We start from the raw sequence: 22149 nt of genomic DNA on the forward strand, positions 1-22149 counted from the left end.
CGCACGCTTGATATCGCGCCGCGCGTTGGACACACAGGTGCCCAAGGCCGACGTCACTGTCGCGCGAGCGATACTGTCTGGATGGCGCAACATTTCTGAAAAGCAGGCTGTCCAGGGAAGAGGGGAGGGGGGGCGAGTTCAGGCCGGCCCCGATACATTCAGAAGAGCTCAATGTCTTCCGTTGGTGGCGTGTCACCATCAGGCGCGGCCTGTGCCTCAAGGCGTTCGCGAACAGAATGCAGTCTTACCTGACTCAGCGCGTGTAATATGTGGAGCTCGTTGTCAGACTGCCCGGTATCCAGGGCCGACATGAATGCGGCGAGTTCTCCCATTGTCTGGGTGACCCGGTCAATTTCCTGAAGCTGGCTACCGAGGGAAGAGGAGAGGGGATAGGTCGAGTTCAAGCCGTCTCCCAAACCGTCCTGAAGGCCCATGCAGGTTTCCTGGAGGTCTCGCAGGATGCGTGCGAGACGGCCCATGAGGTCAGTCGCGGCAACTTCATTTTCAGTGTCGGAAGACTGTGCGAGTGCGCTCATGGGCTATATCTTCCCAACAACCGCTTCAACGGTCTTTCTCAGGCTCTCAGGCGTGACCGGCTTGGGCAGGAAGTTGTTCATTCCATTGCGCTGGCCTTCAGAGACGATAGACGAATCGGTCGTGCCGGAGACGAGAATGAAGCCGATTCCCTGCAATTGGGCGGTCGATCGGATGGCTTTCAACAGGCCAAGTCCATTCATGCCGGGCATGTTATAGTCAGACACAACGAGGTGTACGGGGTTTTTCATCAGGAAGCTCAAGGCTTCATCGCCGCTGTTTTCGGAGAAAACGTTCTTCAACCCGAAACCTTCCAGTCCATTGACCAGGACGCCTCGGCTGGTGGCCATATCGTCCACGACCAGAACTCTAAGATTTTCTTTCAGTGACACTTTTTCGCTCCGAATTTGTTTCAGGTATAGTTAGGCTGTGCGTTCTGCTAAGCTTTGATACGCCGATAGGTGGTCACGCCCGCCGTATCGAACAGCGCCATTGCGGGACCGGATACGCGTTCGGAATGGCCGACCAGCAAATAGGCGCCTGGTGAGAGGACTGAAGCATAAGCGCTCCAGACTTTCTGGGCAGTGGGTTCGTTGAAATAGATCACCACATTGCGACAGAAAATGACATCGAAGGGGCCCTTCAGGGGCCAACGCTTCGTCAGGTTCAGTTCCTTGTAGGAAATGAGTTTTTTGAGCGTGTCGGAGACCTGGTAGTGATCCCCTGTGCGGTCTGTTTCGACGCGGTTAAAATACTTTTTGCGCAATTCGAGGGGCAACCCTTTCATCTGCTGCTCATTGTAGATGCCCAGCCGGGCACGCTGCAGGATATTCGGGTCGATGTCGGTTGCCAGGATGCGGATATCGAGACCGGCTGTATCCTGGACAAGCGAGAGGAGGCACATGGCGATTGTGTAGGGCTCTTCGCCACTTGAGCAGCCTGCTGACCAAATCCGGATACGCTCTCCGCGCTTGGCGCGTTTGATCAGGTCAGGAAGAATCCTGGTCTTGAGGTCGTCGAAATGGTGCGGCTCCCGGAAGAACCGAGTCACGTTCGTGGTCAGGGCCGTCAGAAGTTCGCGGCGCTCTATCGCGCCTTCCGAGCTCTCGATATAGTCGCAATAAGCTTCAAATCGGTTCATCTTGAGCGCCCGAAGACGCTTCGACAAACGAGAGTGTACCAGCGTCATCTTGGAATCGGGCAGGGTGATTCCGGCATCCGTGAACAGTGCATCCGCCACCCGGCGGAATTCCTTCATCCCGAGGGCTTCTATACGGTGGTCATTGGACTGTGAGGCACCAGGACGGGGGCTCGCGATCATGCTGCGGCTCTCTCGATGCTCGCTGGCGCCAGCGTCGCAAGATCGATAACACGAATCATGCTTCCCTCAAGCGCAGCGACGCCCTTGAAAAAGCTCTTGGAGGTTTCTGTCGCGATGTCTGGTGTCGGCAGCAGGACATCATCTTTCAGCGAAAGGATGTCGGATACTGCATCGACCATCAATCCGATCATCTGGTCGGCGATCTGTACAACGATCGTCACGGTGGAGACCGTCGGTGTCGTCGTCGCCATGCCCAGGCGGGCGCCGAGGTCGATGATCGGCAAGACCGTGCCGCGAAGGTTGATGATGCCATTCACATAGTGAGGGGCGTGGGGGATCGGTGTCGGCTTTGCCCAGCAACGAATTTCGCGCACTGCCATGATGTCGACGCAGAATGCCTGATCGTCAATCTTGAACGAAATGAACTTGTTTTCACCCATGTGGGGGTTTTCTTTTTGATCCGACATCTTGAATTCTCCGATCAGGCGGCTTGGGACACGTCGGGTGACGTCCCCTTGTTAGAAACGATCCGGCCCACATCGAGGATCAGGGCGATTTGCCCATCTCCCAGAATGGTTGCAGCTGCGATGCCGGGTACTGCACCATAATTCTCTTCGAGCCCCTTGATGACCACCTGGCGCTGGTCGAAGATCTCGTCGACCAGAAGGGCACTGAGGGCGCTATCGTCGGTTTCGGTCAGAATGACGATTTGATTGTCGATCTTTGCGAGTGGCTTACGATAGCCAAGTGCGGCACCGACATCCACGAGCGGCAGGAATTCGCCCCGGACATAGACAACCCGGCCTTCGGTCGAGAAATCGTGGATATCCTCGGCCTTTGGTTTGAGGGTTTCGACAATGTCGGTGAGCGGAATGATAGTGGTCTGCCCGTCGATCTTTACAACCATTCCTTCCAGAATGGCGAGAGTGAGGGGAAGGCTGATGATGAAGGTGGACCCCTCACCGGGTGTCGAGACGATCGATACCCGACCGCCAAGTGCCTGAATGGATTTCTTGACCACGTCCATGCCGACACCGCGGCCAGACAGGTTCGAAATCTCCGTTGCCGTGGAAAAACCTGGCATAAACAAAAGGTTGTCGATATCTCCGTCCGACAATTGGGCGTCTGGGGAAATCAGCCCCTTGTCGATGGCGATCTGTTTTACCTTGGGACGATTGATGCCAGCGCCGTCATCGGTCACTTCAATAACAACGCGCCCGGAGCGGTGCATGGCCGTCAATCGGACAATACCTTCTGCAGGCTTGCCTGCCGCTTCCCGCTTCTCGGGGGATTCGAGGCCATGGTCGACCGCATTTCGGATCATGTGCGTGAGAGGGTCAGACAAGCGCTCGATAACGGTCTTGTCGACTTCGGTAGCATCGCCTTCAGTCACGAGGCGCACCGATTTGCCAGTAGCGTTGGAGGCTTCCCGTACGATGCGGGACATGCGCTGGAACAGCGGCTTAACGGGCTGTGCCCGGATCATCATGACGCTTTCCTGCACGTCGCGCGTCAGTTGCTTGAATTCATCAAGGCCACCTGCAAGCGAAGAATTGGGCGGAAAGCCGGCGTCGGCGACGGCCTGGGACAGCATGGATTGGTTGATGACAAGCTCGCCGACCAGGTTGATCAGTCTGTCGACACGATCCAGCTCGACCCGAACAGTGGCCTTAGGCGCGCGCGCAGTGTCTTTGGCGACAGTTTCGTCTGAATTGGAGGCTGCAGCTTGTTCTGCCGGCGGAGCAGCGGTTTCGGCTGAAGCGGAAGGAGGCGTTGCAACTTCGTCGGAAGCAGGGGGAGGGGAGGGCTGATCACCTTCTTCCGCACTCTGCTCGGATGCGACGACCGCTGGTGGGACGTCGGACGATTCCGCGTCTTCCACAACTGTTGTCTCGGCTTCGGCTTCCGGTTTCACGCGTTCGATGAGCAAATCGCAATCATCTTCGACAAATTCGAAGATTTCCCGAATGGCTTCTTCTTCGACACTTCCCGGAAGCGTTATCGTCCATTTCAGATAGCTGGATTCAGGAGCGATATCGTCGAGAAGGGGGAGGTTTTCCGAATCGCAGGAGACCGTGCCTTCACCGAGCTTTTGCAACGCTCTGAGAAGACGCAAGGGATCGTTCCCGCGAGCATAAAGTCCGGCGTGCGGCGCGAAATCGATGCGCCAGCCGGCTTCCTCTTCGTCGGCCGCCGGAGCGCCCGCGATAGCACTAAAATCCATGCTGAAATCGAGAGCGATCGGTTTGAATTCGATATCTTCAACGTTTACAGCGTCTTCGTCGACCTCAACGAAGCTTTCCAACTCCGTGATGAGTTGATCGACGTGGTCGCCATCAACCGAGTCACCAGATTGCGCGGCGGCGACGAGGTCCGTCAGCACATCTGCAGCGCGCAGGAAAACCGCAATCAATTCAGGCGTGGGTTCAAGCCTGCCGGCGCGAACTTCATCCATTGTCGTTTCGAATTTGTGCGCAAATCGCACGAGGTCGTCCAGGGCGAACGCACCCGCGCCGCCTTTGATCGAGTGGACAGCCCGGAAGATGGAATTCACCTTCTCGGGATCGCGGTCACCGTCGTCTATCGCTGTAAGTCCAGCTTCGACATCTTGAAGCAGTTCCTCGCATTCCAGAAAGAATGTCTCGCGAATTTCGTCCATCGGGTCCATGAAATGTCCTCGGGTCAGCTGTTATCAGGCGGCAACGCGATGAATGACGCTGATCAGTTTTTCTTTGTTGAAAGGCTTGACGATCCAACCGGTCGCACCGGCATCTCGCGCGCGCTGCTTCAGCTCGGGAGCACTTTCCGTTGTCAGCGTCAGAATCGGGACGCTGCCGAAATCATCCCGCGCCCGTACGGCTTCAATGAATCCGAATCCATCGAGGCGGGGCATATTGATGTCGGTGATGATTACCTGGGGGTTTGCGTCAGCCAGGACTTCCAGTCCGTGCACGCCATCTTCAGCCAAATGAACATCGAATCCGGCGTCCACCAGGGCAAGACGAATCATGTCCCTCATCGTGCGAGAATCGTCGACCGCCAAAATCCTGAGACTCATGCGCTGGCTCCTGTTTCATTTGAAAGTGTTTCGGCAAGACCGGTGAAAGCAAGCGCATCGGTCAGTTCAGCCGAGGGCGACGTGACCTGGAAAGGCTTGCCGTCCAGCGCCCAGGTCATTTGCGCGCTCAGCAAAAGCTGCAGGCAGCCTCCGCCGATCTGCGCCACCTGGCTCCCGTCGATCTGAATTGGATCGCCGCGTCTTTCCAGCAAAGCCCCCCGAAGATCGTCAACCGCTTTGGGTCCAAGGTCGAAATCCAGGGTAAACGTGGAAGTAGCGAGATCATCTGACATAAAAAAACGTTCCATATTTCGAGGCGCTGGCGGAATTCAGGAAAAACGATCCCGAAAACCACCAAATTTGCGGCTGTGAAATGCTTTAGGGGAAATGTGGTGAATTTTGCTTTAATGAAGCTGTTTATGTTGGCGCGGACGGTTTTCCGGCTGTTTCAGCTTGGTTTCGGGGTGCTTTTTCCACCGTAGGCCGCACAAATTGGCGGCATGCCCGTCCTCTCCATTCAAGGCGCCATGTCGCATCAGGTTCCTGATGACGCGCTGGGGCGCATATGGCACGTTTGCCAAAACGAGAACCGGAACAACAGGCTTCGGGATCAGGGCAGGATTCACATGACGGCAATTTCCCTTTCACGCATCGTGGCGCACTGGGCGCAGCAACAGCCGGACCGGGTCGCTCTCGACCATATGGGCGACCGGCGCACATGGGCCGAACTGGAGGCTAGAACCAACCGGCTCGCCCGCGCCTATCAGGCGCTGGGGGTTGAGGCCGACGATTTTGTCACCATCGCGCTTCCCAATGGCTGCGAGTTTATCGAGGCGTGCCTTGCCACATGGAAACTCGGGGCCACGCCGCAGCCGATCTCCGCCAAACTGCCAAAGTTCGAACGCGACCAGATTATTGAACTCGGCAAGCCGGCATTGGTCGTGGGGGTGGAGGCGGATGAGTATGCACCCACGCCCTGCCTGAATATGGGGTTCATGCCCGATGCGAGCCTGTCCGATTCACAATTGCCCGAGCGGACAGCGGCATCCTTCAAGGCCATGACGTCGGGTGGATCGACCGGACGTCCGAAACTGATCGTTTCCAAGCTGCCCGCGGCCTGGGACCCCGATGAGCCCTATCTGGAGATTTCCAACCAGGGCACGATGCTGATTCCGGGCCCGCTCTATCACAATGGCCCGTTTCTCTGGGCCATGATCGCCCTGTTCAAGGGGTGTACGGTCGTCATCAGCACGCGGTTCGATGCCGAACAGGTGCTCGAGCGGATCGAGACGATGGGTGTCGATATCGTCTATCTGGTACCAACGATGATGCGGCGCATCTGGGCCCTGCCGGAAGAGGTACGCACGAAATATGACGTGTCCAGCCTCCGGGCGGTCTGGCATCTTGCGGCGCCCTGTCCGGCATGGCTGAAAGAAGCCTTTATCGACTGGCTCGGCGCAGAAGTGATCTGGGAACTGTATGGCGGCACCGAAGGGCAGGGATCGACCACAATTCAGGGAACAGACTGGCTGACCCATCGCGGCTCGGTCGGTCGGCCTGTCGATACATGCGAAATGAAGATCGTCGGCGAAGATGGCCAAACGCTTCCCCCCGGCGAGGTTGGCGAGGTTTATATGCGTCCGCATTCAGGGCCCGGTACGACTTATGCCTATCTCGGCGCTGAGGCCAAAGTCATTGACGGCGGCTGGGAAAGCCTTGGTGACCTTGGCTGGATGGACGCGGATGGCTTCCTGTATCTCTCCGACCGCCTGTCGGACATGGTCCTGTCAGGTGGCGCAAACATCTATCCGGCGGAAGTGGAAGCCGCGCTCGACGCCTTTCCGGGCGTACGCTCATCTGCGGTGATCGGCCTGCCGGACGAGGACCTGGGCGCCCGCCTGCACGCGATTGTCGACTATCCTGACGGTGCGCCCAGCGAGGCGGCATTGCTTGCGCATCTTTCGGATCGACTCGTTCGTTACAAGATTCCGCGCTCGTTCGAATGGGTCCGTGACCCGCTGCGCGATGATGCGGGCAAGGTGCGCAGGAAGGCGCTGCGCGAAGAGCGGGTGAAGCAGGCAGAAGCCGCTGGATGAGGCGTCAGGCAAGGGCTTCGGCTTCATGGCGCCGTTTCGTATAGAGGATCAGCAGGGCAACAAGCCCGATGCTCGTGCCCTGGCTTGAGAACAGTTCTAGCATACCGGCGAAGAACCAACTCGGGATCGCCGCGCGCGCCTGCGCCTCAATCAGGATGTCGCCTTGGCCGTTGCCGAGCAGTTCTGCATTGGCCGCTTCGATCTTGGCTTGCAGGTCATCACGTCGGCGGGCGAGACCGAGCTCGTTCTGGGCGTCCCGATAGGGTTTCTGTTCGGTACGGCCGACGCGTTCGACTTCGGAAATGTACGCCTCAAGCCCTTCGACCGACCGCGTCTCCGGCGGAATTCCGGCGAGCTGGACCCGCCAATCGCCAAGCTGCTGTTCCAGCAGGGCGCGGTTGGACCCTGCCGTGGTGATCTCTGCTTCGGAGGCCTGGTTGTTGGCGGCGATATACATCTGCGTGCCGAGGATGCTGGTGCCAGCCCCTGCCAGGGCGAAGAGGAGGGCGCGCACGCCTTCTTTCATGCGCTTATTGGCCGTGTGCCAGTAGAAGAAGGTGAAGCCGCCGAACGAGATCACCGCCGCGATCACCCCGGTCCAGCCCCAGATCCCGGCCTGCAGCGGATCGGCCACCGAGCTGGAGAATGCCTGGTAATTGGCAAAGCCTGACAGACCCGCTGCACTGAGCCCTGCGCCAAGGAACACGAACGCAAGCAGGGTGATGATGATCCGTTCACCCAGATTGCGGTGCGGGCGGGGAGGGGGCGGGGGAACGCGGTGCTCGGTCTGGAGCGTAAGAACTCTGGGTTCCGTTGATACGGAGGTGTTGCGTTGCACGCGCTTTTCTACCGCGAATTCATCTGTGTGGATCGGCTGGGGTTCAGGTTCGTCGCGTGCCGGGGGTCCCCGAAAGCGCTGTTGGGGTAGGGAAGCCAATTTCTCGGCAAGTTCCTCGAAGGAACCTTGCGCCCCGCAATTCCTGCAATGGTATTTTCCGCGCTCGAGGTAAAGCGTCAGGCTGTATTCGTCCGAGGCAGCGCAGGTCTCGTCGAGCGGACACTGGCTCTTCTGCTCGCTCGAGTCCTGGCTCGCATCATCGAGCAGGGATCCCAATTGTCGGGATATCTTCTGCAGAAGAAATTCTTCGCGTGAATCGGCCATGATCACGTGACCCCTCGTTGAACACGAACCGCAGACTTACCCGAAACTCTGCACGCCCGTCACCCCCATGCATCACACCCGTGTCAGCGCTGAATATTCCACCTTCCCTGAAGGGGTCGCGGGCCTTAAGTAAGTGTTAATCGGCCCGGCCTGAGAATGCCTTGCAGAATGCACTGGCCCGCCGGCCGATTGGGAGACAACACACATGATACCTCGTTCGCTGGCCATCCCGAAAACGTGGAAGACGTTCAATGGGGCAAGTTTCTTTTCCGCCTTTGGATACCCGGCTCTCGGCATTGCGCTGTTCACGACCATGGTCGTGCTCGGCATTGTGCTCAGCGAGCTGACGCTGCACTGGTGGTATTTCCCGCTCGCTTTCGGTGTCATCGCCCTGTCCGTATTCATGTGCAATGCCGGCATCGGCCCCTTGCACCGCATCCTCCAGCATCGCGCTGGCGAGCTCAAAGCGCCTGCGCAATTCCTGACGATGATGAACCTGATGCTGGCCATGCAGGGCAACGTGAAGGACTGGGTCAATTACCATTCCCAGCACCACCGTTTTGCCGATGAACCCGGCGACCCGCACAATCCTTTCGAATCGAAGCGCTGGGCCTGGGTTGGCTGGATTCTATGGCGCGACAAGAAAGACACCGATCGCCCGATCGCGATGTGGCTGAAAGACCAGCCCATAATCGTCTGGATGGACCGGTTCTACAATGAAATCAGCCTTGTCGTGCACCTTGTGATTCCTGCAGCGATCTACCTGATCGTCTGGGCGTCAGGCGGGTCACTCGTGCTGACGGCGATTATCCATGCCAGCGTCGTCATCGGTCGTGCCATCCAGTTCCACGCGACGGTCTATGGCATCAACGTGCTGGGCCACCTCAAGACACCGGTCTGGGCCGATCACCTGATGGCCCTGCTCACAGGCGGCGAAGCCTTCCACGACCACCATCACGAGGCGCCGCAAAGTGCATTGCACCGTCCGCGGAAAGGCGTCTGGAACCGTATCGTCGACTACAACGGTACGATCCTGCTCGTGTTTGAAAAAATCGGCTGGGTGAAGAACCTGAAGATCGCGCCGCAGTTCGCCTGATCACTTCCTGAACTCGAGATGAACCAGCCCGCCTTTCAAAAGGCGGGCTTTTTCTTGGCTTCGGCGCAGGGCGGCCACAGGCCCGCCCTATTTGTCGGCAATGTTTGCCCGCACCAATGGCTGGGGAGCCGATATAACAGGGAAGGGACGCCCCGATGAAATCCACACTCCTGACACTTGCCATGACTGGCCTCGGCCTGGCCATGGTCCTGCCGGCCGCCGCCAAGCAGGCACCCGACCCTGCCGCCACCGCGGGCTCGATACACTCCTACATCCTGCTCGATCGCACGGGGTCCATGAGCGATATCTGGGATGAGGCACTCGGCTCTGTGAACGCCTATGCCGCCAGCGTCGGCGAGGCTGACGAAGGAGAAATCGAAGGCGCCGACATCAAGACGACCGTGACGCTCGCCGTCTTCGACTATCAGGAATCCCTGCAATTCGACGTGTTGCGCAAGGATGTGACGTCGGAGAACTGGACCGACGTCACCAATGACGAAGCCAATCCGCGCGGCATGACTCCGCTGTTCGATGCGATCGGGCGAATGGTGTCGCTGGCCGAAGCGGACAAGCCCGAGAAGGCTGTTATCGTGATCATGACGGATGGCCACGAGAACTCATCAAAAGAGATCACGCGTGACGGCGCCAAGGCTGCACTCGACCGAGCCAAGGCGAATGGCTGGGAAGTTGTCTTTCTGGGGGCGGAGTTTGCGAGCTTTGGCGATGCGGATGCCGTGGGAATGAGCGCGTCGAAAACCATGGCAGTCGGCCAGGGCCGGATGCAGGACTCGATGTCTGCGCTTGCCAAGAAATCCCGCGCCTATGGCAAGGGTGAGGAGGCTGAGATCGTTTTTGATGAATCAGATCGTTCAACCGCTGGCGAAGAAGACGTCAAGCAGCGCAAGGGCGAACAATAGCCGATGATGACGGACGCGGGGCATAAACCACCCCGCGTCCATCCCGGAAGAAGATGGTTGCCTAGACTAGGTAGAATTACGGATGTGGCGAGCTGCCGCGGGTGCTGCCCCTTCAAATTGACGAGTGGTTAACGGTTGAAGTTCAAAAGCGCACAGGGGGGCATTCTGTAGGATTTGCTGCAGGAACGAACGCGGGGGCGCAATCAAATGACTGAACGTTTTTCTGATTCCAATGAAGTGCCATTCGGATTTGAGGAACTGTTTTTCTCCCGCACGGATCCGGCGGGCATCATCCAGTTCGGGAACAGTGTTTTCCAGCGAGTCAGCGTCTATTCCTGGGAGGAGTTGCTGAACAAGCCGCACAAGATTGTGCGGCATCCGGATACGCCACGGGCCGTCTTCCATGCCTTGTGGCAGACAATCAAGTCAGGCGCGCCCATCGGGGCCTATGTGAAAAACCGCGCCAAGGATGGTCGCTACTATTGGGTCTTTGCCATCGTGACGCCAATGGATGGCGGCTACTTGTCTGTCCGTTTGCGCCCGAGCAGCAACCTGTTCCGCACGATCCAGCAGGTCTACTCCGAGCTGTCGGCCGAAGAGCGCCGCGACAATCTGGAGCCCGCCGACAGCGCCAGCCGCCTATTGCGGCGCCTTGGTGATCTTGGCTTCGATTCCTATGAGGCCTTCATGGCCGCCGCGCTGGGAAAGGAGCTCGCTGCACGGAATATCGAGCTGGGCCTGCGGGAAGATCCGACGCTCGCTCATTTCGAAACGCTTCTGGCGTCCGCACAAAACGTACTGCAGCATTCCGCCCGCATCATCGCGGCCTACAAGAAAAACGAGATGGTGCCGATCAATTTTCATATCCTTGCCTCGCAGCTCGGCCAGGACGGCGCAGCGATCAGCGTGATTTCCGACAATTATGCGGTCCTCTCCGACGAAATGCGCGACATTCTCGGGCAATTCGTGACCGCTGCCGAAGAGGTCGAGCGTGCGATCCGTGACAGTTATTTCCTCATCGGGACAGCCCAGGTTCAACATGAACTGGTCGACCTATTTTCAGCCGAAGCAGACTCTGCCGAAAGTGCTGCGGAAATGGACGCGCTGAGCAGCCAGCGTACGGCATACATCACCAAGGCCACGGCCAGTCTGCAGGACATTGCAACGAAGATTGGTGGATTCCGCCACTCATACCTGGAAATGAATCGCCTGACCGCCGGGCTCGAAGTGATGCGGATAATTTGCAAGGTTGAGTGCGCCCGCCATACGCTCGTGGAAGACCGGGCTGACAAATTGCTCAACGACTTGCAGGTCTTTCAGCAATTGACGGCGGGGGCCTTGAGGGAAATCGGTGGCATCAACCGCCGGATCGAAAGCGAAACGGACGCCCTGATCTCTGAAGCCGAGGAAACTTCGGAAACTGGAGAAACGGCCGAGGCAGCCTAGGCGTTTTCCTGCCTTGCGCGGAGCATGCTTCCGCTTGGTGCTTTGGTCAGAAAAACTGACCACATGAAAAAGCCCGCTCAACATGAGCGGGCTTCTCAAAACGCAGGATTGCCTGGCAGGGCTCAGCGGGGCGCCATGCGGATCGCGCCGTCAAGGCGGACGTCCTCACCATTGAAATAGCCGTTGCGGCACATTTCCACGGCCAGCGAGGCATACTCGTCCGGATTGCCGAGGCGGGCCGGGTGCGGGACCTGTGCGCCCAGCGCCTGGCGAACAGGCTCAGGTGCGCCGGCCAGCAGCGGCGTATCGAAGATGCCGGGCAGGATCGTGTTGACGCGAATGAGTTCGCGGCTGAGATCGCGTGCGATTGGCAGGGTCATGCCGACAACGCCGCCCTTGGAGGCTGAATAGGATGCCTGGCCGATCTGGCCATCCTCTGCGGCCACGGAGGCCGTGTTCACGATCGCGCCGCGTTCACCGTCGATCGGGTCGAGCGTCATCATGCCGGCGGCCGATTTTGCGATGCAGCGGAAGGTTCCGACGAGGTTGATCTGGATAATCAGGTCGAACTTGTCGAGCGGGAAGTGGCTGATCTCGCCCGTCTTCTTGTCGCGGCTGGCCGTCTTGATGGCATTGCCGGTGCCGGCGCAATTGACCAGGATGCGCTCCTGGCCAATGGCGGCGCGGGACTTGGCAAAGCCGGCATCGACCGACGCTTCGTCGGTGACGTTGACGTTGCAGAAGACGCCGCCGAGTTCCTTGGCGAGCGCTTCGCCCTTTTCGGCATTGAGATCGAACAGGGCGACTTTCACGCCCATGCCCGCAAGCTTGCGGGCGGTTGCGGCGCCGAGGCCGGATGCGCCGCCTGTAATGACGGCGGATATGCTGGAATCGAGTTTCATGGGCCACTGCCCTCCCTGGTTTTCGTGAGACTGGCACTGTGTCTATAATGGTCTGAGGAGTTCGCAATGACTGACGCGGCGGAAATTATAAATACGGTTCGCGGCAAGGATGGCACCTTCCTGCCCAAGTCCATCGAGCGCAATGAACGCATGGCGCGCGGCTTGGTGCCAAAGCTGATGCGTGTGATCAGCCGGGTCCCGTTCGCAGACGACCTGGTCGCCGCATGGTATGCGGCGCGCGATCCGCTGACGCCGATGAAGGCGAAGGCCGTTCTGTTTGCGGCCGTTGCCTATTTCGTGATGCCCGCCGATCTCCTGCCGGACATGATTGTCGGGCTGGGATTTACCGATGACGCCACCGTTCTGGCCACTGCGCTCGGCGTGGTCGGCATGCACGTGAAAGAGCGCCACCGGCGCATGGCAAGGCGCCTGCTGCGCCTGCCCGAACCGGTGAAGGATCAGGATTAGTCACATGGGCGGGGCACAGATGACACTTTTCGGCGCGCTTGCGCTCGGCTTGGTTTACGGCGCGGCGTTCTGCTATCGCGGGAAGGGGCCTGTCGCCTTGCTGGTCAAGACCGGTTCGACGGCCCTTCTGGCGCTCTGGGCCTACCTGGCGGGCGGCCCGGTGCTGCTTGTGGCCGGACTGGCCCTCAGTTCTGCCGGGGATGCTTTCCTCGCCCTGGAAGGCGAGCGCTGGCTGAAGCCCGGAATGGCGGCGTTTTTCCTGGCCCATGTGGCCTACGTGGCCCTGTTCTGGGGGCTGGAAGCAGCGCCCCGCGGGATTTTGAATACATCTGCGCAAATTGTCCTCGTATTCGCCGGTGTGGGCTTTGCGCGCTGGCTGTCGCCCTGGCTGGGGGCCATGCGCTGGCCGGTCTTTGCCTATACGGCGGTGATCCTGATGATGGGCGCAGCGGCCCTGCGCCTTGACCCTGTCTACTGGCCGGTCACGCTGGGCGCAGTGATGTTCATCGTCTCCGACTTGATCCTTTCGCTGCAGCTCTTCCGCAAGCCGGCGGACCAGCCAGCTGGCACCGTCTCGTCTCTCGCAGTGTGGACGCTCTATTTCGGCGGGCAGGCCCTGATTGCCTGGGGCGTGCTGAACGCGCTGGCCTAGCGCGGCCGGTCGCCATCCACCGTGGCCCGGCGCATGTGGCGGCGGTGGCCGTGATAGTCGTTGAGGGCATAGTGCCAAACGCAGCGATTATCCCACATGGTGACGTCGCCGGCCTGCCAGCGCACGCGGCACGTGTTGCGCTCTTCCTTCGACAGGTCGAACAGGTAATTCAGCAGGGGCCGGCTTTCCTTGCGGCTCCACCCGGCAAAGCGCAGCGTGAAGGCGGGATTGATGAAAAGGCCCTTGCGACCGGTTTCCGGGTGCGTGCGTATGACGGGATGCTCGTATTCCGGTGCGTCGGGCGCGGCGGTGGCGTCCATCGACTGGCGCACGGCAGCAGAATAGCCGTCCGCTCCATATTCCTTGCTGGCCGTATGGATGGCGGTCATCCCGCCCAGCGTCTTTTGCAGCCCGGGGGAGAGGCGGTCATAGGCCGCCTGCTGGTCGGCAAACAGCGTGTCACCGCCATAGGGCGGCACTTCCAAGGCGTGCAGGATGGAGCCTAGCGCCGGCTGTTCCAGGAAGCTCATGTCGGAATGCCAGCCGCCGCCGAAATTGGTCTTTTCGTCGGGTTCCTTGATGATCTCGAGCAGTTCCGGGTGGCCGTCCATGCCTTTCACATAAGGGTGGATGTTCAGCGTCCCGAAACGGCGGGCGAAGGCCTTGTGCTGGTCCGGCGTCATGCCGTGCTGGCCGCGCAGGACGATGACCTTGTGGTCGAGAAAGGCCTGGTGGACGGCGTCGAACTCGGAGTTCGACAGGTCCTTTGTCAGGTCCACGCCGTGGATTTCCGCGCCGAGTGTGCCGGTGAGGGGCTGGATGGTCATGCTCATGGCCCGAGTGAACCATTCGCTCGAGGGCGATGCAACAATGTCATTTGCGCGGCTCCCGGAAATATGCGAATGACGCGGCGGGCCACATGCCCCCAACGGCATGCAGCCTATCTGTGAGGATAGGAGTAAAACAGATGACGACCACCGCCAAACCCGGCGTGCTGCCAGCATGCCCGCATTTTTCGTCCGGTCCGACCGCCAAGCGTCCCGGATTTTCCCTTCAAAAACTCGAAACCGCCGCCCTCGGTCGTTCGCACCGTTCCGGCGATGCGAAGAAGAAGCTGAAGGCCGCAATCGATCGCTCCAAGGCGATCCTCGGCATCCCGGCCGACTATCGCGTTGCCATCGTGCCAGCCTCTGATACGGGCGCGGTCGAGATGTGCATGTGGTCGATGCTCGGCCCGAAGCCGGTCGACGTGTTCGCCTGGGAAAGCTTCGGCCAGGACTGGGTGACGGATGCGACCAAGCAGCTGAAGCTGAAGGACTGCAACACCTATGTCGGCGACTATGGCGTCCTGCCGGACTTCGCCAAGGCGCGCGACGATGCCGACATCATCTTCACATGGAACGGCACCACGTCCGGCGTGCGCGTGCCGAACGCTGACTGGATCAAGCCCAACCCCGACCGCGTCGTGATCTGCGATGCGACCTCGGCCGCCTTTGCACAGGACATTGAGTGGGAAAAGCTCGATGTCGTGACCTATAGCTGGCAGAAATGCCTTGGCGGGGAAGCCGCGCACGGCATGCTGATCCTCAGCCCGCGCGCCGTCGCCCGTCTCGAAAGCTACACACCGGACCGGCCACTGCCGAAAATCTTCCGCATGACCAAGGGTGGAAAACTCGACGAGGCCCTGTTCGAAGGCGCGACGATCAACACGCCCAGCATGCTGTGCGTCGAAGACTATCTGCAGGCGCTCGACTGGTGTGAAAGCCTTGGCGGCTGGAAGGGGCTCCAGAAGCGCTCCAATGAAAGCCTCGCCATCCTCACCGACTGGGCGGCGAAAACGGCTTGGGTCGACTTCCTCTGCCCTGACGCTTCTGTGCGCTCGAACACGGGCGTGACGTTCAGAATCGTCGATCCGCGTGTCGCCGGCATGAACGAGGACGGCCAGCGTGATTTCGTCAAGCGCATGATGAAGCGCCTCGAAAAGGAAAACGCCTGCTTTGATGCAGCCGGTTATGCCAAGGCCCCTCCGGGCCTGCGCATCTGGTGCGGCGGTTCGGTTGAGCCGTCGAATGTTGCGGCCCTGACGCCGTGGCTCGACTGGGCCTTCGCCGAAGAAGCCGCCGCGCTCTGAGGGATACCGATGGCAACGCTCGAAGAGCTTTCTGGCTCACGCTGGCCCGACCCCGAGTCGGATGCGACCCCACTTGTTCGAAAGTGTGCGAAATACGTCAAAACTGATGTATCGATGCTCACCAACGAAGGTGTTCGGTTCCTGGTCGGTCAGCGGATCCATCTGAAGCATCTGCTTCCCGTGGCCCTCGGACGATTGATGTCGGACCCTTGGCTGGAAGGCGATATGTATCCCGGCGATCTTCTGAAGAACGTTGTAGGTTGCGCGGAAGAATCTGAAGCTCTGAATTTTCGAAGCCAAATTGAAGACGTCGCAAGAGTAGCTCTTGCTGCAGACATTCCCGAATTTACGCCTGACGGCGTCATGTCAGAACTCCTGAAAATACTGAAAAGAGAAAATTAGACCAATGCCCAAAGTTCTTATCGGAGATAAGCTCTCCCCCGCCGCCGTTGAAATCTTCCATGCGCGCGGCATCGAAACCGTCACCAAGGTCGGTCTGAATACGGAAGACCTGATCAAGGAAATCCCGGACTATGACGGCCTCGTCGTCCGGTCCGCCTGCAAGCCGAATGCAGACGTGATCGCCGCGGCCACGAACCTGAAAGTCATCGGCCGCGCTGGTATCGGCGTCGACAATATCGACATCAAGGCGGCCACCGCCAATGGCGTCGTCGTGATGAACACACCCTTCGGCAATGCCATCACCACGGCCGAGCACGCCATCGCCATGATGTTCGCCGCCGCCCGCCAGATCCCGGCTGCCAATGCCGAGACGCAAGACGGCAAATGGCCCAAATCCGGCTATATGGGTATCGAAGTCAGCTACAAGACGCTCGGCCTGATCGGTTGCGGCAATATTGGCAGCCGCGTAGCTGAGCGCGCCATCGGCCTCAAGATGAAAGTCGTCGCGTACGACCCATTCCTGACCGAGGAGCGGGCTGTCGAGCTGGGCGTCGAGAAAGTCGAACTGGACGAATTGCTCAAGCGCGCCGACGTCATCACGCTGCACGTGCCGCTGACTGACCAGACCCGCAATGTCCTCTCTCGCGAAAATCTCGCCAAGACGAAGAAGGGCCTGATCCTGGTCAACTGTGCGCGCGGCGGACTTGTCGATGAGGAAGCCGTCGCCGAGATGCTGGAAAGTGGTCATCTGGCCGGCGCCGCCTTCGACGTGTTTGCGGTCGAGCCGGCCAAGGAAAACGTCCTGTTCGGCAAGAAGAATTTTGTCGCTACGCCTCACCTTGGCGCAGCCACGAACGAAGCGCAGGAAAACGTTGCCCTGCAGGTGGCCGAACAGATGTCGGACTATCTCCTCTCCGGCGCCGTCACCAATGCGCTCAACATGCCGTCGATCACCGCCGAGGAAGCCCCGCGCATCAAGCCGTTCGCTGGCCTTGCCGAAAAGCTTGGCTCGTTTGCCGGCCAGATTTCAGACTTCGGCTATGAAGAGGTCGTCATCGAATATGAGGGCGAGGTCGCAGACCTCAACCGCAAGCCGCTGACGGCAGCGCTGCTCGCGGGCCTGCTGCGCGCGTCGCGCGGCGACGTGAACATGGTCTCCGCTCCGGCGATCCTCGCCGACTCGGGTGTGAAGCTCACCGAGACGAAGACGGAAGACAGCCCGGTCTATGACAGCCTGATCCGCGTCAAGGTAAAGACCAAGGCGACGAAGAATGCTCCCGAAGGCGGCTGGCGGACGCTTGCCGGCACGCTGATCGCGGGACAGCCGCGCATTGTTGAGGTGAAGGGCATGGCACTGGAAGGCGATTTCTCGCCGGTCACGCTTTACGTCAACAATCTCGACAAACCAGGCTTTATCGGCGCGCTCGGCCAGATGCTGGGTGAAGCGAAGGTCAACATCGCCACTTTCCACCTCGGGCGCACCGAAGCGGGCGGCGAAGCCATCGCGCTGATCGGTATCGATTCTGTGCCCGCCGATTCGCTCATGACCAAGCTCGAAGGCCTGCCCCAGGTGCGCTACGCCAAGGTTCTGACTTTCTAATTTTCGCCGAGCGCATAATTCCTATGCAGACAGGGCGGGCTGCCGATAAGGCGGCCCGCTCCCATTTGCGGGGCTCCAGTCAGAACAGGAGCCTCACATGGCAAAGATCGCAATCGTTTATCATTCCGGCTATGGCCACACCGCCAAGGTCGCAGAACATGTCCGCATCGGCGCGGCCAGCGCTGATGGCGCAGAGGTGACGCTCTACAAGGCGGACGACCTGACCAGCCCCGAAACCGGCCCGTGGGACGAACTGGCAGCGGCCGATGCTATTGTCTTCGGTGCGCCCACCTATATGGGCTCGGCCTCAGCCGTGTTTAAGCAATTCCAGGATGCCAGTTCCAAGCCGTGGTTCACGCAGGCCTGGAAAGACAAGATCGCGGCAGGCTTTACCAATTCCGGTTCGCTCTCAGGCGACAAGTCCGAGACCCTGTCGCAGTTTGCGACGCTGGCCGCGCAGCACGGCATGGTCTGGGTCGGTACAGGGATGATGCCCGGCTACAATGCCTCGACCAAGGATATCAATGCCGTGCACAATCGGGCGAGCTTCACGCTTGGCCTCGGCGTGCAGTCGTTGAGCGACCTGCCGGCCGAACAGACCCCTGACCGCTTTGACCTTGAAACCGCAGAACAGTTTGGAAAGCGTGTCGCTGATGCCACCCTTCGCTGGGTTCGTGGCAAGGCTTGACGGAACCGGGTTGACGGCGCGGTGTTTAGGCCTTTGGTCAGGTCAAATACACCGATCAGGGGAATCACTCATGCACCGCGCCATTCTAAGCCTCTCTGCCGTCCTTGCGATGGCGGGCACGTCTTCTGCCGACATTCTGGATGAGGCACGGTTCGGCGTCACCCAGCACAATATCTGCGTTCAGGACTGCAACAACGCCAACAAGGAAGACGGGCCGAACATCAATGGCGAACTCGTTTTCAAGTCCCCGGACTTCCTGTCCATCATCTGGTCGCCGCGTCCTTATGTGATGGGCAGCGGGAACACGGCCGGCCAGACAAGTTTCGGGGCCGTGGGCCTGGTCTGGAACTGGGATTTTGCCGAGAACTGGTCGCTCGAAGCAGGCGAAGGCTATGCGATCCATGACGGCACGCTTGAAAGCCCATTCCCGCAGGGAGACCCGCGCGGGGATGCCTTTACCGAAGAAAACGTGCTGCTTGGTTCACGCGATCTGTTCCGCACGTCGTTCGCCCTGAATTACAGCTTCAATGACCGCTGGGGCGGCCAGATCCTGTATGAGCATCTCAGTCATGGCCAGATCCTCGGCAGTGGCCGCAATCAGGGCATGGACAATCTTGGCATCCGGGTCATTTACGCGTTCGGTCACTAGGATTGAGCTAAGCCTTGGCGTTGCGATACCCCTTGCGCTGAATACGGTTCCTGCCACTCTCTCCTGAAAATTCAGGAGGAAGTGATGCCAGACAAGCATGTTGTCGTGATCGGTGCCGGCCTCGGTGGCCTCACCGCTGCCATCAAGTTGCAGGAAGCCGGATATGATTTCACCCTGCTGGAACAGGGCGACCGTGTCGGCGGCACGTGGGCCGCGAATACTTATCCCGGCTGCGCCTGCGACGTGCAGGTGGCGCTCTACCAGCTGTCCTTTGCCCAATCCATGGCCTGGACACGCCTCTATCCCCAGCAGGAAGAGATCCAGGCCTATGCCGAGGAGGTCACCGACCGCTTCCAGCTGCGCCCGAACCTGCACCTGAATGAGGGGGCCGAGTCAGCCGTTTGGGACGATGCCAGCCACAAATGGACGGTGACGACGACGAAGGGCCGCAAGATTGAAGCGGACGCCGTGATCGGCGCGCTTGGCCAGCTCAACCGTCCATTCTGGCCGGACATTCCCGGTCTCGATTCATTTGCCGGGCCAAAAATGCATTCGGCCAGCTGGGACCATTCGGTCGACTTGAAGGGCAAGCGTGTGGGCGTCGTAGGTTCGGCGGCGAGCGCTGTGCAACTGATTCCGCAAGTCGCGCTTGAAGCCTCCAATGTCGGCGTGTTCCAGCGTTCGGCCAACTGGATGATTCCGCGCAACGACCGCGAGATCACGCCCGAGGAAATGGCGCTGATGGTCACGGTCCCGGAAAAGGCGGCGGAGTTTGCGGCAATCAACCGGAAAATCATCTACGAGAATGCCGACTATTTCTTCTGGCAGGCGTTCGAATGGACGCCCGAAGGGCGCGCTTTCTTCACGCGCCAGGCGACTGACCATTTGAATGCCCAGGTGCCGGATGCGGAACTGCGCAAGAAACTGACCCCCGACTATCCCGTCGGTTGCCGGCGCATCCTGATCGCGGACGATTTCTATCCGACGCTAATGCGCGACAATGTCGACCTGATCACCGACGGCATTGCCGAGATCGTGCCTGAAGGCATTCGCACCAAGGACGGCGTGCTGCACGAGTATGACATTCTTGTCTTTGCTACTGGCTTCGAAACAACCGGCTGGCATTGGTCGGTGGACGTGATCGGGCAGGGGGGTACGACGATTGAAGAGGCGTGGGCCGATGGACCCGAAGCCTATCTCGGCATCACGGTCGCCGATTTCCCGAACTTCTTTGTCCTCTACGGGCCGAACACAAATCTCGGGCACAATTCGATCACGTTCATGCTCGAGCGGCAGGTCGAATACACGATCCAGGCACTCGCCAAGCTGGACCAAGCCGGTGCGGTCGCCATGGCCCCCAAACGGGCGGTGCAGGACAAGTTCAACAAGGACCTGCAGGCGCGTCTTGGCAAGACAGTCTGGGCCGACCCGGCTTGCAACAGCTGGTACAAGACCGAAGGCGGCCGCATCACCCAGAACTGGTCTGGTCATACGCGCGCCTATGCCGATGCCGTGGCAAATGTCGATCTCAAGGACTATGACCTCGTCAAGTAGGACCAAAGCGGTACAAATCATCTGTGAAAACGGAGTCTGCCCCTTGCATTTCCGGGCAGACTCCTGCCCTTGTCGCGGCGGCTGAACACGGGAGCAGGATATGTCAGGTGTCGTCGTCGTAGGCGCCCAGTGGGGCGATGAAGGCAAGGGCAAGATTGTCGACTGGCTGTCGAGCCGGGCCGATGTCGTGGTGCGTTTCCAGGGCGGTCACAATGCCGGCCATACGCTGGTCATTGACGGCAAAGTGTTCAAGCTTGCGCTGCTGCCCTCTGGCCTCGTGCGCGGTGGCAAGCTCTCGGTCATCGGCAATGGCGTTGTCGTCGATCCGTGGCACATGCTGACGGAAATTGATGGCATCCGCGCGCAGGGCGTCGAAGTGACTTCCGAAAACCTGATCCTCGCCGACAATGCCTCGCTGATCCTTCCCTGGCACAAGGATATCGATGCGGCGCGGGAAGGGGCTCTTGGCGCCGCCCAGATCGGGACGACCAAACGTGGCATCGGCCCGGCCTATGAAGACCGCGTCGGGCGCCGTGCCATCCGCGTAGCCGATCTGGCAGACCCCGCCGCCCTCGACATGAAGATCGAGCGCCTGCTGGCCCATCACCGTCCGCTGCGCATCGGCCTCGACCTGCCGGAGCCGGATGGTGCGCAGCTGAAGGCCGACCTGCTAAAGATTGCGCCGCAGATACTCGCTTATGCCCAGCCAGTCTGGAAACTGCTCGACGAGCAGGTCCGGCGCGGCCGGCGCATCCTGTTCGAGGGCGCCCAAGGCGTGATGCTGGATGTCGACCACGGCACCTATCCGTTCGTGACATCCTCCAATGTCGTCGCTGGCAATGCCTCTGCAGGCTCAGGCGTTGGTCCGGGCGCGATATCCTACGTGCTTGGCCTCGCCAAGGCTTACACGACGCGGGTTGGGGCTGGTCCATTCCCAACGGAACTGAACGACGAAATCGGCGAGCGGCTTGGCCGCATCGGCAAGGAAGTCGGCGTGAACACCGGTCGGGCCCGCCGTTGCGGCTGGTTCGACAGCGTCATGGTCCGCCAGGCCTGCGCCACCAGCGGCGTCAACGGCCTCGCCCTGACCAAGCTCGACGTGCTCGATGGCTTCGACGAGATCAAGGTTTGCATCGCCTATCGCCTGAACGGCAAGGAAATCGACTATTACCCAGCCGGCCTGACGGACCAGGCGGCGGTCGAGCCGGTTTACGAGACGATCCCGGGCTGGAAAGGTTCGACCGCAGGCGCCCGCAGCTGGGCCGACCTGCCGGCCGAGGCGGTGAAATATGTCCGCCGCCTGGAAGAACTGGTCGGCAAGCCCTGCGCCCTGGTCTCGACCTCGCCTGAGCGGGAAGACGTCATCCTGATGCGCGACCCGTTCGAAGCCTGACTGCCGGGTTGATCCGGGTATTGATTTCAGGCCGCGGCCAGCGTTAGCTGATTTTGACGCGCGATTACTGGGAGACCCGG

At 59.9% G+C, this 22149-nt stretch carries 23 protein-coding genes; 13 read left to right on the forward strand and 10 right to left on the reverse strand.

What is annotated here, in order from left to right; translation table 11 throughout:
- Positions 1-158: 158 nt before the first annotated feature.
- Genes AC0L7I_RS05905 through AC0L7I_RS05935 form a run of 7 tightly spaced genes read right to left on the reverse strand, consistent with a single transcriptional unit; the run spans position 159 to position 5221 of the window.
- Positions 159-536 carry a hypothetical protein gene (locus AC0L7I_RS05905; RefSeq protein WP_473398619.1) on the reverse strand — a complete coding sequence of 126 codons (378 nt, stop codon included), beginning with the start codon at positions 534-536 and terminating at the stop codon, positions 159-161.
- 3 nt (positions 537-539) lie between these two features.
- On the reverse strand, positions 540-926 hold the full coding sequence (locus tag AC0L7I_RS05910; RefSeq protein ID WP_473398620.1) for a response regulator: 387 nt from the start codon (positions 924-926) through the stop codon (positions 540-542).
- A gap of 47 nt (positions 927-973) precedes the next feature.
- A complete protein-coding gene (locus AC0L7I_RS05915) occupies positions 974-1792 on the reverse strand; it encodes a CheR family methyltransferase (RefSeq protein WP_473398621.1) in 819 nt (272 codons plus the stop codon).
- 59 nt (positions 1793-1851) lie between these two features.
- Positions 1852-2322, reverse strand: a complete 471-nt coding sequence (locus tag AC0L7I_RS05920) for a chemotaxis protein CheW (RefSeq protein ID WP_473398622.1) — start codon at positions 2320-2322, stop codon at positions 1852-1854.
- A gap of 14 nt (positions 2323-2336) precedes the next feature.
- Complete coding sequence (locus tag AC0L7I_RS05925; RefSeq protein ID WP_473398623.1) at positions 2337-4523, reverse strand: chemotaxis protein CheA; 2187 nt, start codon at positions 4521-4523, stop codon at positions 2337-2339.
- A gap of 24 nt (positions 4524-4547) precedes the next feature.
- On the reverse strand, positions 4548-4913 hold the full coding sequence (locus tag AC0L7I_RS05930; RefSeq protein WP_473398624.1) for a response regulator: 366 nt from the start codon (positions 4911-4913) through the stop codon (positions 4548-4550).
- On the reverse strand, positions 4910-5221 hold the full coding sequence (locus AC0L7I_RS05935) for an STAS domain-containing protein (protein ID WP_473398625.1): 312 nt from the start codon (positions 5219-5221) through the stop codon (positions 4910-4912). The genes AC0L7I_RS05930 and AC0L7I_RS05935 overlap by 4 nt, the downstream gene beginning before the upstream one ends.
- 318 nt (positions 5222-5539) lie before the next feature.
- Here AC0L7I_RS05935 and AC0L7I_RS05940 point away from each other — a divergent pair, with 318 nt between their 5' ends.
- The gene (locus tag AC0L7I_RS05940) at positions 5540-7009 is read left to right on the forward strand and encodes an AMP-binding protein (RefSeq protein WP_473398626.1); all 1470 of its coding nucleotides are present in this window, start codon (positions 5540-5542) and stop codon (positions 7007-7009) included.
- Between the two features lie 4 nt (positions 7010-7013).
- Here the strand turns inward: AC0L7I_RS05940 and AC0L7I_RS05945 are convergent, their stop codons facing one another.
- Positions 7014-8171 carry a hypothetical protein gene (locus tag AC0L7I_RS05945; RefSeq protein WP_473398627.1) on the reverse strand — a complete coding sequence of 386 codons (1158 nt, stop codon included), beginning with the start codon at positions 8169-8171 and terminating at the stop codon, positions 7014-7016.
- 205 nt (positions 8172-8376) lie between these two features.
- On the opposite strand from AC0L7I_RS05945, the gene AC0L7I_RS05950 reads away from it, so the two are divergent.
- The 3 genes from AC0L7I_RS05950 to AC0L7I_RS05960 all read left to right on the forward strand — a co-directional run bounded on the left by AC0L7I_RS05950 (position 8377) and on the right by AC0L7I_RS05960 (position 11630).
- Complete coding sequence (locus AC0L7I_RS05950) at positions 8377-9267, forward strand: acyl-CoA desaturase (protein ID WP_473398628.1); 891 nt, start codon at positions 8377-8379, stop codon at positions 9265-9267.
- Positions 9268-9422: 155 nt separating this feature from the next.
- Positions 9423-10184, forward strand: coding sequence for a vWA domain-containing protein (locus AC0L7I_RS05955; protein ID WP_473398629.1), 762 nt, complete (start codon positions 9423-9425; stop codon positions 10182-10184).
- A gap of 207 nt (positions 10185-10391) precedes the next feature.
- Positions 10392-11630 (forward strand): PAS domain-containing protein, encoded by a 1239-nt coding sequence (locus AC0L7I_RS05960; protein ID WP_473398630.1) that lies wholly within the window; start codon positions 10392-10394, stop codon positions 11628-11630.
- A 122-nt stretch (positions 11631-11752) separates the two neighbouring features.
- On the opposite strand, the gene AC0L7I_RS05965 is transcribed toward AC0L7I_RS05960, so the two are convergent.
- A complete protein-coding gene (locus tag AC0L7I_RS05965; protein WP_473398631.1) occupies positions 11753-12532 on the reverse strand; it encodes an SDR family NAD(P)-dependent oxidoreductase in 780 nt (259 codons plus the stop codon).
- A 66-nt stretch (positions 12533-12598) separates the two neighbouring features.
- Here AC0L7I_RS05965 and AC0L7I_RS05970 point away from each other — a divergent pair, with 66 nt between their 5' ends.
- On the forward strand, positions 12599-13000 hold the full coding sequence (locus tag AC0L7I_RS05970; protein WP_473398632.1) for a YkvA family protein: 402 nt from the start codon (positions 12599-12601) through the stop codon (positions 12998-13000).
- 4 nt (positions 13001-13004) lie between these two features.
- On the forward strand, positions 13005-13652 hold the full coding sequence (locus AC0L7I_RS05975) for a lysoplasmalogenase (protein WP_473398633.1): 648 nt from the start codon (positions 13005-13007) through the stop codon (positions 13650-13652).
- Here the strand turns inward: AC0L7I_RS05975 and AC0L7I_RS05980 are convergent.
- A complete protein-coding gene (locus AC0L7I_RS05980; protein WP_473398634.1) occupies positions 13649-14485 on the reverse strand; it encodes a TauD/TfdA dioxygenase family protein in 837 nt (278 codons plus the stop codon). The two genes, AC0L7I_RS05975 and AC0L7I_RS05980, sit on opposite strands and share 4 nt — an antisense overlap.
- 134 nt (positions 14486-14619) lie before the next feature.
- On the opposite strand from AC0L7I_RS05980, the gene AC0L7I_RS05985 reads away from it, so the two are divergent.
- The 7 genes from AC0L7I_RS05985 to AC0L7I_RS06015 all read left to right on the forward strand — a co-directional run bounded on the left by AC0L7I_RS05985 (position 14620) and on the right by AC0L7I_RS06015 (position 22069).
- The gene (locus AC0L7I_RS05985) at positions 14620-15783 is read left to right on the forward strand and encodes a phosphoserine transaminase (protein WP_473398635.1); all 1164 of its coding nucleotides are present in this window, start codon (positions 14620-14622) and stop codon (positions 15781-15783) included.
- A gap of 9 nt (positions 15784-15792) precedes the next feature.
- The gene (locus AC0L7I_RS05990) at positions 15793-16185 is read left to right on the forward strand and encodes a contact-dependent growth inhibition system immunity protein (RefSeq protein ID WP_473398636.1); all 393 of its coding nucleotides are present in this window, start codon (positions 15793-15795) and stop codon (positions 16183-16185) included.
- Positions 16186-16189: 4 nt separating this feature from the next.
- Entirely contained in the window at positions 16190-17785 is a 1596-nt protein-coding gene (gene serA / locus AC0L7I_RS05995) for a phosphoglycerate dehydrogenase (protein WP_473398637.1), read from the forward strand.
- 97 nt (positions 17786-17882) lie between these two features.
- Complete coding sequence (locus AC0L7I_RS06000; RefSeq protein WP_473398638.1) at positions 17883-18473, forward strand: flavodoxin family protein; 591 nt, start codon at positions 17883-17885, stop codon at positions 18471-18473.
- Positions 18474-18543: 70 nt separating this feature from the next.
- On the forward strand, positions 18544-19122 hold the full coding sequence (locus AC0L7I_RS06005; RefSeq protein WP_473398639.1) for an acyloxyacyl hydrolase: 579 nt from the start codon (positions 18544-18546) through the stop codon (positions 19120-19122).
- Between the two features lie 84 nt (positions 19123-19206).
- Positions 19207-20676, forward strand: a complete 1470-nt coding sequence (locus AC0L7I_RS06010; protein ID WP_473398640.1) for a flavin-containing monooxygenase — start codon at positions 19207-19209, stop codon at positions 20674-20676.
- A 100-nt stretch (positions 20677-20776) separates the two neighbouring features.
- Complete coding sequence (locus AC0L7I_RS06015) at positions 20777-22069, forward strand: adenylosuccinate synthase (protein WP_473398641.1); 1293 nt, start codon at positions 20777-20779, stop codon at positions 22067-22069.
- Positions 22070-22149: the final 80 nt, after the last annotated feature.

Source organism: Hyphomonas sp. J20-32, assembly GCF_055808555.1.

Coding starts and splice junctions, on each gene's coding strand:
- AC0L7I_RS05905 (WP_473398619.1), bottom strand. CDS start 536: ATGAGCGCACTCGCACAGTCTTCCGACACTGAAAATGAAGTTGCCGCG.
- AC0L7I_RS05915 (WP_473398621.1), bottom strand. CDS start 1,792: ATGAAGGAATTCCGCCGGGTGGCGGATGCACTGTTCACGGATGCCGGA.
- AC0L7I_RS05920 (WP_473398622.1), bottom strand. CDS start 2,322: ATGTCGGATCAAAAAGAAAACCCCCACATGGGTGAAAACAAGTTCATT.
- AC0L7I_RS05925 (WP_473398623.1), bottom strand. CDS start 4,523: ATGGACCCGATGGACGAAATTCGCGAGACATTCTTTCTGGAATGCGAG.
- AC0L7I_RS05930 (WP_473398624.1), bottom strand. CDS start 4,913: ATGAGTCTCAGGATTTTGGCGGTCGACGATTCTCGCACGATGAGGGAC.
- AC0L7I_RS05935 (WP_473398625.1), bottom strand. CDS start 5,221: ATGGAACGTTTTTTTATGTCAGATGATCTCGCTACTTCCACGTTTACC.
- AC0L7I_RS05940 (WP_473398626.1), top strand. CDS start 5,540: ATGACGGCAATTTCCCTTTCACGCATCGTGGCGCACTGGGCGCAGCAA.
- AC0L7I_RS05945 (WP_473398627.1), bottom strand. CDS start 8,171: ATGGCCGATTCACGCGAAGAATTTCTTCTGCAGAAGATATCCCGACAA.
- AC0L7I_RS05950 (WP_473398628.1), top strand. CDS start 8,377: ATGATACCTCGTTCGCTGGCCATCCCGAAAACGTGGAAGACGTTCAAT.
- AC0L7I_RS05955 (WP_473398629.1), top strand. CDS start 9,423: ATGAAATCCACACTCCTGACACTTGCCATGACTGGCCTCGGCCTGGCC.
- AC0L7I_RS05960 (WP_473398630.1), top strand. CDS start 10,392: ATGACTGAACGTTTTTCTGATTCCAATGAAGTGCCATTCGGATTTGAG.
- AC0L7I_RS05965 (WP_473398631.1), bottom strand. CDS start 12,532: ATGAAACTCGATTCCAGCATATCCGCCGTCATTACAGGCGGCGCATCC.
- AC0L7I_RS05970 (WP_473398632.1), top strand. CDS start 12,599: ATGACTGACGCGGCGGAAATTATAAATACGGTTCGCGGCAAGGATGGC.
- AC0L7I_RS05975 (WP_473398633.1), top strand. CDS start 13,005: ATGGGCGGGGCACAGATGACACTTTTCGGCGCGCTTGCGCTCGGCTTG.
- AC0L7I_RS05980 (WP_473398634.1), bottom strand. CDS start 14,485: ATGAGCATGACCATCCAGCCCCTCACCGGCACACTCGGCGCGGAAATC.
- AC0L7I_RS05985 (WP_473398635.1), top strand. CDS start 14,620: ATGACGACCACCGCCAAACCCGGCGTGCTGCCAGCATGCCCGCATTTT.
- AC0L7I_RS05990 (WP_473398636.1), top strand. CDS start 15,793: ATGGCAACGCTCGAAGAGCTTTCTGGCTCACGCTGGCCCGACCCCGAG.
- serA (WP_473398637.1), top strand. CDS start 16,190: ATGCCCAAAGTTCTTATCGGAGATAAGCTCTCCCCCGCCGCCGTTGAA.
- AC0L7I_RS06000 (WP_473398638.1), top strand. CDS start 17,883: ATGGCAAAGATCGCAATCGTTTATCATTCCGGCTATGGCCACACCGCC.
- AC0L7I_RS06005 (WP_473398639.1), top strand. CDS start 18,544: ATGCACCGCGCCATTCTAAGCCTCTCTGCCGTCCTTGCGATGGCGGGC.
- AC0L7I_RS06010 (WP_473398640.1), top strand. CDS start 19,207: ATGCCAGACAAGCATGTTGTCGTGATCGGTGCCGGCCTCGGTGGCCTC.
- AC0L7I_RS06015 (WP_473398641.1), top strand. CDS start 20,777: ATGTCAGGTGTCGTCGTCGTAGGCGCCCAGTGGGGCGATGAAGGCAAG.